General features: G+C 71.6%; 10 protein-coding genes. 4 read left to right on the forward strand and 6 right to left on the reverse strand.

Annotated features, from left to right (window positions below; translation table 11 throughout):
• Window position 1 precedes the first annotated feature (1 nt).
• Window positions 2-772, reverse strand: coding sequence for a (2Fe-2S)-binding protein (locus ACIP4Y_RS34000; RefSeq protein ID WP_401399884.1), 771 nt, complete (start codon window positions 770-772; stop codon window positions 2-4).
• Between the two features lie 228 nt (window positions 773-1000).
• Between ACIP4Y_RS34000 and ACIP4Y_RS34005 the strand changes: the two genes are divergently transcribed.
• Complete coding sequence (locus tag ACIP4Y_RS34005; protein WP_401399774.1) at window positions 1001-2140, forward strand: DMT family transporter; 1140 nt, start codon at window positions 1001-1003, stop codon at window positions 2138-2140.
• Here ACIP4Y_RS34005 and ACIP4Y_RS34010 read toward each other — a convergent pair.
• A complete protein-coding gene (locus ACIP4Y_RS34010; protein ID WP_401399775.1) occupies window positions 2130-3314 on the reverse strand; it encodes a transglycosylase family protein in 1185 nt (394 codons plus the stop codon). The two genes, ACIP4Y_RS34005 and ACIP4Y_RS34010, sit on opposite strands and share 11 nt — an antisense overlap.
• A gap of 272 nt (window positions 3315-3586) precedes the next feature.
• On the opposite strand from ACIP4Y_RS34010, the gene gndA reads away from it, so the two are divergent.
• The gene (gndA, locus tag ACIP4Y_RS34015) at window positions 3587-5026 is read left to right on the forward strand and encodes an NADP-dependent phosphogluconate dehydrogenase (RefSeq protein ID WP_401399777.1); all 1440 of its coding nucleotides are present in this window, start codon (window positions 3587-3589) and stop codon (window positions 5024-5026) included.
• 1485 nt (window positions 5027-6511) lie between these two features.
• Here the strand turns inward: gndA and ACIP4Y_RS34020 are convergent.
• The 4 genes from ACIP4Y_RS34020 to ACIP4Y_RS34035 all read right to left on the reverse strand — a co-directional run bounded on the left by ACIP4Y_RS34020 (window position 6512) and on the right by ACIP4Y_RS34035 (window position 8688).
• Window positions 6512-6856 (reverse strand): GNAT family N-acetyltransferase, encoded by a 345-nt coding sequence (locus ACIP4Y_RS34020; RefSeq protein WP_401399778.1) that lies wholly within the window; start codon window positions 6854-6856, stop codon window positions 6512-6514.
• Between the two features lie 39 nt (window positions 6857-6895).
• A complete protein-coding gene (panD, locus tag ACIP4Y_RS34025) occupies window positions 6896-7315 on the reverse strand; it encodes an aspartate 1-decarboxylase (protein WP_401399780.1) in 420 nt (139 codons plus the stop codon).
• 210 nt (window positions 7316-7525) lie between these two features.
• Window positions 7526-8002: a hypothetical protein gene (locus ACIP4Y_RS34030; protein WP_401399782.1), complete on the reverse strand. Its 477-nt coding sequence runs from the start codon at window positions 8000-8002 to the stop codon at window positions 7526-7528.
• Between the two features lie 272 nt (window positions 8003-8274).
• Window positions 8275-8688 (reverse strand): DUF6233 domain-containing protein, encoded by a 414-nt coding sequence (locus tag ACIP4Y_RS34035; RefSeq protein ID WP_401399784.1) that lies wholly within the window; start codon window positions 8686-8688, stop codon window positions 8275-8277.
• Between the two features lie 431 nt (window positions 8689-9119).
• Between ACIP4Y_RS34035 and ACIP4Y_RS34040 the strand changes: the two genes are divergently transcribed.
• Entirely contained in the window at window positions 9120-9947 is an 828-nt protein-coding gene (locus ACIP4Y_RS34040; RefSeq protein ID WP_401399786.1) for a sulfite exporter TauE/SafE family protein, read from the forward strand.
• A 1570-nt stretch (window positions 9948-11517) separates the two neighbouring features.
• Complete coding sequence (locus tag ACIP4Y_RS34045) at window positions 11518-12489, forward strand: alpha/beta hydrolase (RefSeq protein WP_401399788.1); 972 nt, start codon at window positions 11518-11520, stop codon at window positions 12487-12489.
• Window positions 12490-12510 lie beyond the last annotated feature (21 nt).

Genomic DNA, 12510 nt, shown 5'->3' on the forward strand with positions numbered 1-12510 from the left:
GTCACCCAGATGCGCCGCCCGGGGAAGAGCGCAGGGAAGAACGCAGGGAGGAGCGCGGCGGCCGGGTGAAGCAGCAGTCGCCGCAGAGCCCGCCGCCGGGGACCCGGTAGTACAGGCAGCAGCTGCGGCGCCGGAAGGCCGTGCCGGTGCGGGTGCCGGTGGTCTCCAGCAGGGGGTGGGCGAAGAGTTCGGCGGTCAGCACACGGGTGCGGGCCGCCACGTCGGTACGGCCGTGGGCACGGGCCCAGCGGCTCAGCTCCCGGGCGGTCGCGGCGAGCGCGGAGCCCGCGTTGCCCCACAGCAGGCCGGCCGCGACGCCGTAGCGGGCCCGCAAGGCTGCCGCCAGGGGCTCCAGATGGCCGTGCAGCACGGTCGCGGCGAGCGTGGCCGCGTCCCCGGGCAGCGGACGCGGCTCGGCGAGCCACAGGTCGTCGGGGGCGGTGGCCCGGGCGTCCCAGCGCAGCAGGCGCGGGTCCAGGTCGGGCACCCTGCCGTACAGGACGGCGCAGCCGAGGGCCGCCGACCACAGCCGTGCAGCCAGGCCCTGCTGGGCGAGGGAAGCGGCGACGCGCGGCTCGGCGGTCCGCAGGCGGCCGGCGACGGTGGCGACCCGCAGAGCCACGGGATCCCGCCGAGGATCCGCTGTGCCGCCCTCGTAGCCGTCCGCGAGGGTCGGCAGCCGCCACGGCTCGCCCGCCGTGCCCGGCAGCGTGCGCAGGACGAAGAAGCCGCCGAGCGGGCGGAGCGCGGCGAGTTCGGGGTCGAGGTCCACGACAGGCACTACTACCAGGCGTGTCACCGGGGCGAGCGGGCGGGTGTGCACCCTCCGTCACCCCTCCAGGGGATGATCACCCGACCGGTGTACTCCATCGGCAGTAGGACGCATTGCGTGCTCAGGTACGACGACGGGAGGGGCGCGGGCGGGCAGAGTGTGGGCCATGGAAGCCGACCGCACGCCGCGCCGCAGCGAGCACGCCCGGGGCACGCAGAGGAGACACCGATGAGCGCCCTGGCGTTGTCCGTGCTCCTGTCGGTCGTCTCCGCCCTCGCCTACGCGGGCGGAGCGATCGTGCAGGAGCAGGTCGCGGTGGCCTCCCCCGGCGGCGGGTACCTCCCGCTGCGCCGGCCGAGCTGGTGGGGCGCGCTGGGGCTCAACGGCCTCGGCGGCGTGCTGCACGTCGTGGCGCTGGCCTGCGGGCCGCTCAGCCTGGTGCAGCCGCTGGGCGCGCTGACCATCGTCTTCGCGCTGCCCATGGCGGCACTGTGCGTCGGCCGCCGGGCCGGCGCGACCGCCTGGCGCGGCGCCCTCATGGCCACGGTGGGCCTCGCCGGGCTGCTGTCCCTGGTCGGCTCCTCCGCCGCGCACTCCCTCGACCCGGCCCAGCGGCTGGCGGTCGCGCTGGTCACCGGCGGGGCGGTGGCGGCGCTGATGTGCGCCGGCCTGGCCGCGCACCGGCATCCCGCGGTGCGCAGCGTGCTGCTCGCCACCGCCTCCGGCATCGCCTTCGGCATGTCGTCGGTGTTCACCAAGACCGTGGCCGTCGACTGGTCCCACGGCATCGGCCTGGGCGACCTGTCCTCGCTCTCGGTGATCGGCCTGTTCACGCTGGCCGGCGTCCTGCTGTCCCAGGCCGCCTACCGGGGCGGCGGCCTCGCCGCCCCGCTGGCCACGCTGACGGTGGTCAATCCGGTGCTGGCCGCCGCGGTCGGCATCCTCATGTTCGGCGAGACGTTCCGCTACGACACCACGGGCACCGCGCTCGCCCTGGGCTGCGCGGTGGTGGCGGCGGGCGGACTGATCATGCTGACGACGGAGCGGATGGAGCGTGCGGCGGCCACCGCCGAGGGAGCACCGGTCACCCTTCCGCCGGCCGCCGCGGAGGCGCGCCCGGACGTGCCGCGGCAGCGCGGGACCGCGGGCACCGGAGCGGGGCCGGCCGAACCCGCCGGGACCGGCGCCGGACCGGACGGAACGGCGCCGCGCAGGCTGCTGCCGGGCCCGCCCGGAAACGGCGCGGACGCCGACGGCAACGGACCACCGGCCGACGGCGCGCTCCCCGGGTCGTACACCGCGCCGCCCCAGGGCGTCCCCGTGCCGCTGCCGGTCCAGGACCGGCAGCGCAGCCGCGTCAGATCCTGACGCCGCCGGCCCGCAGGTAGGCGAGCGGGTCGATGTCCGAGCCGAATCCCGGCCCCGTCCGCACCTCGAAGTGCAGATGCGGGCCCGTGACGTTGCCGGTGGCGCCGGAGCGGCCGATGCGCTGGCCGGCGGTGACGGTCTGGCCGGCCCGCACGGAGATGGCCGACAGGTGGGCGTACTGGGTGTAGCGGCCGTCGGCGTGCCGGAGCACCACCTGGTAGCCGTACGAGCCGCCCCAGCCCGCGGCCACGACGTGTCCGGCCGCCGCCGCCTTCACGGAGGTGCCGGTCCGCACCAGGAAGTCGACGCCGGTGTGGTAGCCCTTCGACCAGTGGGAGCCCGCCACGTGGTAGCCGGTGCCGACGGACGCGGTCACCGGGGCGACGAGGGCGTGCCGGGCCGGGGGCGTCGTGCGGTGCGTGGTGGGGTGCTCCGAAGGCGTCTTCTTCTTCGGGGACTTGGGGGGCGCGGGACGGGTGGGGGTGCCGTTCAGGCTGAGCCGCTGCCCCGGCACGATCAGGTCGGGATCGGCGCCGATGGTGGCGCGGTTGCCGGCGTACAGCGTGTGCCAGCCGCCCGGCACGTGGTGGTCGCCGGCGATGCCGGAGAGGGTGTCACCGTGCACCACCGTGTACATCTCGGCGCGGCCGGCGCGGGACTGCGGGGTGATCTGCGGCTGCACGTCCTTGACGGAGCTGGGGCGTGCGGAGCCGGACTTCGCCGGGCCGGACTTCGCGGAGCCGGTTCTCGCGGCACGCGTGGAGCCGGTCTCGGCGTGCACGTCGGGGGCGGCCTGCCCCCGGGTGAGCCCGGCCCGTACCGAGCACACCGGCCAGGCGCCCGGCCCCTGTCCGTCCAGGACCTTCTCGGCGACGGCGATCTGCTCGGCCCGGGTGGCCTGGTCGGCGCGCGGCGCGTACCGGGCGCCGCCGTAGGCCTCCCAGGTGGACTGGGTGAACTGCAGCCCGCCGTAGTAGCCGTTGCCGGTGTTGATGCTCCAGTTGCCGCTGGACTCGCAGGCGGCGACCTTGTTCCAGGTGGCCGCGTCGGCGGCGTGCGCGGTGCCGGCGGCGACCAGCGGGAGCGCCAGGCCGGCGCCGCCGGCCGTGACGGTGAGTGAGGCGCGGTTGATCCTGTTCGGCTGGTACCGGCGGTGCCGGCCGCGTACGGCCATGTCCGAAATCCCCTCGGCATGCGTCAGGAGCGGCAAAAGTAAGCGCCACGAACAGGCCATGACAAGACAGGAAACCGGCCTCCCCTGCGGTCCAAGTGGCCGGGAACGGCCCCTGCTTGACCGGACGGGCCGGTGAGTGAGGCGGAAGGCGGCCTCGGCGCGTACACATGCGTGGCGGGTCGGATGTGCGCTCGCCGAAGCGGCACGTCAGGATGGGCGAGGACCCGTACTGACGGAGCCGTAGTACACGAGGCAACCAGGGAGCAGGCGGTATGAGCACTTCAGCGCAGATCGGTGTCACGGGCCTCGCGGTCATGGGCCGCAACCTCGCCCGGAACTTCGCGCGCAACGGCTACGCGGTCGCCGTGCACAACCGTACGGTGTCGCGGACCAAGGCGCTGGTGGAGGAGTTCGGGCACGAGGGCGAGTTCGTCGCGGCCGAGACCGCCGAGGAATTCGTGGCGGCCCTGGAGCGCCCGCGCCGCCTGGTCGTCATGGTCAAGGCGGGCGAGCCGACGGACGCGGTGATCGAGGAGTTCGCCCCGCTGCTGGAGCCCGGCGACATGATCATCGACGGCGGTAACGCGCACTTCGCGGACACCCGGCGGCGCGAGCGGGAGCTGCGCGAGCGGGGCATCCACTTCGTCGGCACGGGTATCTCCGGCGGCGAGGAGGGCGCGCTGCACGGCCCGAGCATCATGCCGGGCGGCTCGAAGGAGTCCTACGAGTCGCTGGGCCCGATGCTGGAGAAGATCTCCGCGAAGGCCGCCGACGGCGCGCCGTGCGTGACGCACGTGGGTCCCGACGGTGCCGGGCACTTCGTGAAGATGGTCCACAACGGCATCGAGTACGCCGACATGCAGCTGATCGGCGAGGCGTACCAGCTGCTGCGCGATGTCGCCGGGTACGAGCCCGCGCAGATCGCGGACATCTTCCGCACCTGGAACACCGGCCGGCTGGATTCGTACCTGATCGAGATTACCGCCGAGGTGCTGTCCCACGTGGACGAAGCCACCGGCAAGCCGTTCGTGGACGTGGTGGTGGACCAGGCCGAGCAGAAGGGCACCGGCCGCTGGACCGTGCAGATCGCGCTCGACCTCGGCGTTCCGGTGTCCGGCATCGCCGAGGCGGTCTTCGCCCGCTCCCTGTCGGGCCACGCGGCCCTGCGGGACGCCTCCCGGGGGCTGGCCGGGCCGAAGGCGTCGCCGCTGGGCGAGGCGGAGGCGGCGGCCTTCGCTGACCGGGTGGAGCAGGCGCTGTACGCGTCCAAGATCGTGTCCTACACGCAGGGCTTCCACGAGATCGCGGCCGGCAGCGAGGAGTACGGCTGGGACATCGACCTCGGTGCGGTCTCCGCGATCTGGCGGGGCGGCTGCATCATCCGGGCCGCGTTCCTCGACCGCATCCGCGCCGCGTACGACGCCCGGGCCGACCTTCCGAGCCTGCTGTCCGACGAAACGTTCGCACGCGAGATCGCCGACGCGCAGGACGACTGGCGCGAGGTGCTGATCGCGGCGACCCGGCAGGGCGTGCCGACACCCGGGTTCGCGGCGGCGCTGGCGTACTACGACGCGCTGCGGGCGGAGCGGTTGCCGGCGGCGCTGACGCAGGGGCAGCGGGACTTCTTCGGTGCGCACACCTACCGCCGGGTGGACCGGGACGGCTCGTTCCACACCCTGTGGGGCGGGGACCGGTCGGAGGTGACCGCGTAGGAGAAGCAGCCGGTCGGGGCGCGGGGGCGGGCTGTGTGCGCTGAGCCTCCCTGCGCCCCGCGGCGTTGTACCGGCCGAGGGACGGCCTGGATTCCGGGCGGCCACGGCTCCCCTGGGCGCGGCCCGTGTCTCACGGTTGGGGCCCGCCTGGGTTCCGGGCTGTGTGCGGCTTGCCTGGGCGCGGCCCGTGTCTCAGGTGAGGGGTGGGCCCGGTTCCGGGTTGGGTACGGGCTGCGCGGGCCCTCGGCGCGCTCCGTGTCTCACGGTTGGGGCCCGCCTGGGTTCCTGCCTGTGTGCGGCTTGCCTGGGCGCGGCCCGTGTCTCAGGTGAGGGGCGGGCCCGGTTCCGGGTTGGGTACGGGCTGCGCGGGCCCCTCGGCGCGCTCCGTGTCTTACGGTTGGGGCCCGCCTGGGTTCCTGCCTGTGTGCGGCTCCCCTGGGCGCAGCCCGTATCTCAGGTGAGGGGTGGCCCGGTTCCCGGTTGGGCACCCGCTGCGCGGGCCCCACGGCGCGGCTCCGGCTGTGAGCGGCTCGCCTGGGCGCGGCCCGCGTCTCAGGTGAGGGGTGGGCCCGGTTCCGGGTTGGGTACGGGCTCGGGGCCCGGTGGGATCGGGGAGGGGGGCGGCCCCGGCGGGCCCGGGTGGGGCGGGGCCGGAGGCGGGGTCGGGTCGGGGCCCGGCGCGGGCGGGGTGGGCTGCGGAGCCGGCTCCGGCGGCGGGACCGGGCTGGGATACGGATCCGGCGGGGTCGGTGTCGGGCCCGGACCCGGTGTCGGGCCCGGCGGGACCGGGTCGGGGTGCGGGTTCGTCATGATGTCCTCCGGGCAGTCACGGCACGTCGCCTCTGGACTACTCCCCCGCCTACCCTTCGCCCGCGCGACCACTCACCCGACGGCAGCACCGAAGGGGTCCGGGTGGGTGGCCGACGAGGGGACGGGGACCGGCCGCCGGTCCGGGTGGGCGCGCGACCCGCGGCCGACGGCAGGACCGGTTCGGACAGCGGAGCCATCGCGGAGACCGCCTGCCGCTCAGAACTCGCCCGGCTGGAGGCGCAGCCAGTCCGTCGTGGCCGACGGCACCCCGGATCGGCCGGCGGAGCCAGTTCGGCGACCGGCCGCACCTCAGAACCGGCCCGAGTGGGCCGCAGCCAGTCGTTCGCGGCCGAGAGCACACCTGGATCGCGCAGGAGCTACGTCCGGGCACCGGCCCGGCTGGGCCCGCAGCCCATGCTTGACGGCGAACAGCACGCCGGATCGGACGGCGAAGCCGCCTCCGGGGCCGGCCGCCCGCTCGGAATCGGTCCGGGTGGGCCCGGAGCCGATCCTCTACGGCCGACAACACACGCCCGGGCCGGACAGCGAGCCACCTGTGGGACCGGGCGGCTGATCAGAACCGGGCCGGGTGGGCGCGCAGCCAGCCAGCCCTTCGCGGCCGGCGGCTCGCCGGGATCGGCCGGCGGGGCCGGCTCGGAGACCGGCACCGTCCGTTCAGAATCGGTCCGGGTGGGCCCGCAGCCAGGCCTTCGCGGACGACAGCAGGGTCGGATCGGTCGGCGGGGCGAGCTCGGGGTGGCGTTCGGCCCACTTCACGACGTACGGACACAGGGGGGCCACCGGGACGCCCTCGCGCTCGGCGAGGGCATACAGCTCGCGGGCGAGTGAACCGGCGATGCCCTTCCCCTCGTGGGCGGGCTCGACGATCGTGTGGACGGGGACCAGGGCGCGCGCGGGCGACTCCAGCACGAAGTACTCGATGCGGCCGACGACTTCACCGCCGCCGACGGCCTCCAGGCGGCCCGCCGCCCGGTCGTCGCGGATCTCGGTCTCGCTCATGGGCACGCACGCTCCTGGTCCTCGGTCCCGGTCCGCCGGTCAGGCCCCCACGGCCTGCGGGCTGCGCTGCTGGTCCGAACCGGGCACCGGCTCGGACGGGTCGGCGCCGAGGGACACGATCCGGTTGTCGGCGTCGACGTGCACGACCCGGGGCCGCAGCTCGCGCGCCTCCGCGTCGGTGACCTGAGCGTAACTGATGATGATCACGAGATCCCCGGGCTGCACCAGATGGGCCGCGGCCCCGTTGATCCCGATGACCCCGGACCCCCGCTCCCCCTCGATGACGTACGTCTCCAGCCGGGCCCCATTGGTCACGTCGACGATGTGCACCAGCTCCCCGGGCAGCAGGTCGGCCGCGTCGAGCAGGTCGGCGTCGATGGTCACCGATCCCACGTAGTGCAGGTCGGCCTGGGTGACGGTGGCGCGGTGGATCTTGGACTTGAACATGGTACGCAACATTGGGGCACTCCCACAAGTAGGCTCCCTGCCTGCGTTTTTGCAGGTCAAGGGCTGTTTCGACACCCTACAACGAGTCGCATGTCCGGGCAGCTTTCCCCGGGTTTTTCAGGACTCATGCTGACCACTTGCTGACTTTGCCGACGCATCGTCAGGTCACTGGAGGAGGGCTTCGCCCACTCAGGCGGCCCCCACCGTGACGACGGCCCAAGCCTACGCAGCACCCCCCGAAGCACGTCCGTGATCACCGTCACTCAGGCGGTACTCGGTGAACATGGCCTCCAGGCAGGCACGTCGCTCGACGTACGGCGTCCGCAAGAGTTCACGCCCATCGATCTGTAGGGCGTCGAACACAACGAAGTGTGCCGGCAACTCGCGGGCAATCCGGGCAGCGGTCCGTCCCCCGGAGGCCGCACGCCGCTGGAGAGCCTCGAACGAAAGTCGCTCACCGGCAAGCACAACCAGCTCGCCATCAAGGACCAGGCCGTCAGGCAGGCTGCACGCCGGGCCCACCAGGTCAGGGAACCGCCCCTGGATGAGTGCCCCCCGGCGAGACTGCAGCAGCACCGGTCCGGGCGACGGACAGGGAGTGAACAAGATCGTCCTGTAGCCGTCCCACTTCGGCTGAAATATGAGTTCGCCTGGGAGCGCGCTGGCCGGGGGCAGGCTGTCGCGGGCCTGCGCCAGCATCGGTTCCACCGGCGGTCGAAGCACTATGTCACTCCGAAGCACCAGCCGCCGGTGTGGGCTCAGCGGCGCGGCAGGCCGGGCAGATCATCCGGGCATTACGACCGTATCGGTGAGTCAGCCCCTGGCAGCGTGGGCAGTACCCGACCTCGTCGGGGGCACAGCCCAGCAGGCGTGCCGCGACGGATCGGTCCGTTTCCAAGGCGACGCGCTCAAGCACCCCGTCCATAAGTGCGAATATATCCGGCCATGCGGGGGCGTGCGCACAGCGATGGTCACGCGAGATCCATACCCAGCTCGGTGTCCGGCCTGCAGAAGGCGCATGGCTCGATGGTGGGCTCGGTGAGCGCGGCTCGTGCCTCGCCTGCTCTGACCGGGTGCGGTGTGCCCTCGATCATGGAGCAGTCCGCGAGGTGAACGAGGGCAGGCTCCGGACCGGTCGGGGTGCGCTTCTGCTGCACTACGAAGCCGGTCCTCACCAGCGCTGGACGGAAGGCGGGCAGTCCCTTCACAGAGCGGCTCGGGCGTCGCGGCGGTGGCGCCGGCCGCTCGGCGCGGGTTAGCGCCTTCCGTACGGCTTCGTGCTGAAGGCGCAGGTATCTGCCGACCGTGTCGTTCTCCGCGATCTGCCGGTCAAGGTACGCGAGCATCGCCCGAAGGCGGGGCGGGTCAGGAGGCGGCTCGGACATGGCGAGCACCGTGCAGCGCTGCCCAGGCTCCGGTCCTCCGGCCCTGCCAGTACGGGTGGAACAGCACCTGCGCGGACAGGTGAATGAGCTGGCGCCGCTGAGCGGTCTGCGGTCGCGCGGCGAGCTGGCGGTAGACAGCGCGCCACTCCTCTTGTGCACGAGCGAGGTCGCTAGGGATGGGGCTCATGACCAAATTCAATCACGTGTTCGATTTGCTGCGCATGTCGGACCACGCAACTGTCCGTTTGATCTGTGACTGAGTGCTCCAGTTGGCCGCTGAGCACGATAGTTGGCCGTACTGAGCGCCGCAGTTGGCCGCACGTGATGCTTCAGAGGACCGAACGAATCCTGAGTGCGTTCGCCGGTGTCTTTCCTCGAAGCCGGGGCTGGGCCGTAGCGGGCCGGGACGGCTGCCAGCGAAGATGCCCGCTATGGCTACCGTAAAGGACCTCGCTCCCGCACATCCGACGCACGAGACGCCCTTGGCGTTCGGTGCGGGAGCGGCCATCGGCGTGCTGGGCGGGATGATCGGGCTGGGCGGCGCGGAGTTCCGGCTGCCGCTGCTGATCAGCCTGTTCGGATTCGCGGCGCTGTCGGCCGTCATCCTGAACAAGGCGATGAGCCTGGTCGTCGTCATCACCGCTCTACCTGCCAGGCTGGCCGCTGTGTCCTTCACGGGCCTGGGCGCCCACTGGACCATTGCGATCAACCTGTTGGCCGGGAGCCTGCTCGGAGCGTGGGCGGGCGCCTCGTGGGCCGTGCGAATGCGCTCGGCCACTCTCTACAAGGTCCTCGCGATCCTGATGGTCGGCATGGCCGCCGCGCTCGTGCTCACCCACAGCACCGCACTGGGATCACTCGCTTTGCCGGGTCCGGTGCAGGCGGTGGCCGGCGTGGCCGCCGGGTTCGGCATCGGCGTGGTCGCCGCGATCATGGGCGTGGCGGGTGGTGAGCTGCTCATCCCCACGATCGTTCTGCTGTACGGCGTCGACATCAAGATCGCAGGAAGCTTGTCCCTGCTTGTGTCCTTGCCCACCATGCTCGTCGCGTTCGCCCGCTACAGCCGCGACGGCAGCTTCGCCGTCCTGGGCGCCAACCTGCGCTTCACCGCGTTCATGGCCACAGGCTCGATCGTTGGGGCACTGCTCGGCGGCCTCCTACTCGGCGTGATCCCCGACATGGTTCTCCTCCCCGCGCTCGCGATTATCTTGCTGATCTCAGCGGTCAAGGTGGCCCGCCATGCCACCCCGACCGCATGACCGCTCGGTCCGGCCAACTGTGACGCTCAGAGTGGCCAAATGAGGCGCTCAGTCACACCAGCTGTGACTGAGCGCCGTAGTTGACCGGTGGGCGCGATAGTTGGCCAGCCCTAGCAACCGCCCAGTGCGATGGCGGTTCAGCGCGCTGGTTGGGTTGGCGTGTCCCGGGCCCGGTCCGGTCGTTCCCGAGAGCATCAGGAAGATCATCACCGCCGCAGCCGTCGCGTCACGGCGCTCGTCGGTCCCTCCGCACCCGCTGGCGCCGACCCGGTACCCGACACCGCCGGAGCCCTGGCCACAAGCATCGACGGGCAGAGCAAGACCAGCACCGCCGGACCGGCGCCGGAGCCGATCAGCACCGCAGTTCAGCGCGCATCGCACTCCGACGAGCGTGAACCGGGAGTCGCGTGCTGGCACGCACGCACGGACGGTGGTCGCAACGTATTCATGACGTGCGTCACAACCTCATGCCATCAGTATGTGGACTGCACGGATGGCCGCCACTTCTTCCGGGAGACCTTCTCGGGGCAGTGGAACTACCGGCTCACCTGCCCCGTTGGAACGCGCGCCGTCTGGGGCGGCAGCTGGTAGGACCACCGCCTCAGCTGGAGTTCCCTCCGGACCGTGGCGCCCGTGAGCGCGGTAGTCGGCCAGGCTGACCGCCTACCGCGCTCAGTCACGTGATCCTCGAACCGATGTCCTGTGTCATCGAAGATTGAGCGCGTGCCATCGAACTCTGAGCGGACCGCGTGAACGACCGACTGTGCTGGCGGGTGCGGCGGCCGGGACAGGCCGGGCGGTCCGTACGCTCTATCCGACGGCCACGCGATCGCGCCACATGTAGCACCAGCGCCCCAATTCGTCCTCCGCGGGTCGGCCACTGCTGATCCAGTCCGCCCGTACGTACATCAGGTGCGACTCACGGACCTCGACCCAACTGGGCACGGGTGACGGCAGCGCGTTGAACTCGGCAGGCTCCGAGCCCGACACGCGGCTCACCAGGAAGAAGGTCGGCGGAAGCCCGTGCGGCCGCAGCCTAGGGCCCTGTCTTCAAAAGATCTTCAGGACGGCGAAGAGCAGCAGCACCACCGGACCTGTGTGTTCCGCCAGTTGAGAGGCCGTCCGGCCCACCCAGAGCTGCGGAAGTCCCCGTCCCGCCCCAGGCTTGACGGAACAGGTCGGCCGGAATCGGATACGGCGGAGGATGAACACGGCACAGGGACCCCTCGGATGCCCGAAGACGAGACCCGCGACCCGGCGTCCTTTGGGCGCCGGGTCCCGCCGCTCTGCTGTCAGGACTGCTGATCGGTTGGGCCGCCTGAGCGAGCCGACGGCCCGTCGGTTTCTCCGGCGTGGCCGTTTCGGATGCGGCGGCGCCCCGCGTAGGGACGGCAGTACAGCCACAAGCCGGGACCCGACGGTGGATCCGCGCCATGGTGCAACCTCGACGACCCAACGTGACCTGGGCTTCACGTCCTGTCCCGCGGTTGCACCAATGCGCTGCTGAGAGACGATGGGAGGTGGGTGGGCCCGCCGCATGTTCCGCTACATCCGAGGCAGGAGGCGCACCATGCCCGCTTCTCAATCCGTCGCAACCCCAGTCCTGGAACCCTCTGCCCGGGAGCTGACGGAGGCCACGTCGCCACATCCGCGCATCTACGAGGTCCCGCCGGAGAACGGCCGCGAGATTCTCGATGGTCTCCAGGAAGGGAAAGGGGTGGCCAAGCCGGCGGTGGACGAGGACTGGGTGACCATCGACGCCGGGCAGTACGGCAACGTCCGCACGCGTATCATCCGCCCTCGGGGAACGATGAAAACCCTCCCTGTGGTTCTGTACATCCACGGCGCCGGATGGGTGTTCGGTGACGAGAAGACGCACGACCGGCTGATCCGCGAACTGGCGGTCGGAGCGAATGCCGCGGTGGTCTTCCCCGTCTATGACAGGGCCCCCGAGGCGAAGTACCCGACTCAGATCGAGCAGAACTATGCGGTCGGAAAGTGGATTCTCCAAAACGGCGGGGAACAGAACCTCGATGCCTCACGGATAGCGGTCTGTGGCGATTCGGTGGGCGGCAACATGTCGACGGTCTTCGCGCTGATGGCCAAGGAACGCGGAGATGTGCAACTGGCTGCCCAGGTGCTGCTGTATCCCGTCACCGACGCGAACTTCGACACTCCGTCCTACCAGCAGTTCGCCGACGGCTACTACCTCACTCGCGACGGGATGAAGTGGTTCTGGGACGCCTACACCTCGGACCCCAAGCAGCGCACCGAAGTCTATGCCTCGCCGCTGCGGGCCGACATCGAGCAGCTCCGTGGCCTTCCCACCACACTGGTCATCACCGACGAGGCCGACGTCCTGCGTGACGAAGGCGAGGCCTACGCGGCCAAGCTCCGCGAGGCAGGAGTGGACGTCACCGCGGTCCGAGTGCTGGGAATGGTCCACGACTTCCTGATGCTCGACAGCCTCCGCGACTCCAAGGCGACCACGGTCGCGCGCACACTCGCCATCGAGGCGCTGCAACGAGCACTGCACCCCTGAAGCGTGTCGTATTACGCCGTG

The sequence above is a fragment of the Streptomyces sp. NPDC088810 genome, assembly GCF_044750305.1.
GTDB lineage: Bacteria > Actinomycetota > Actinomycetes > Streptomycetales > Streptomycetaceae > Streptomyces.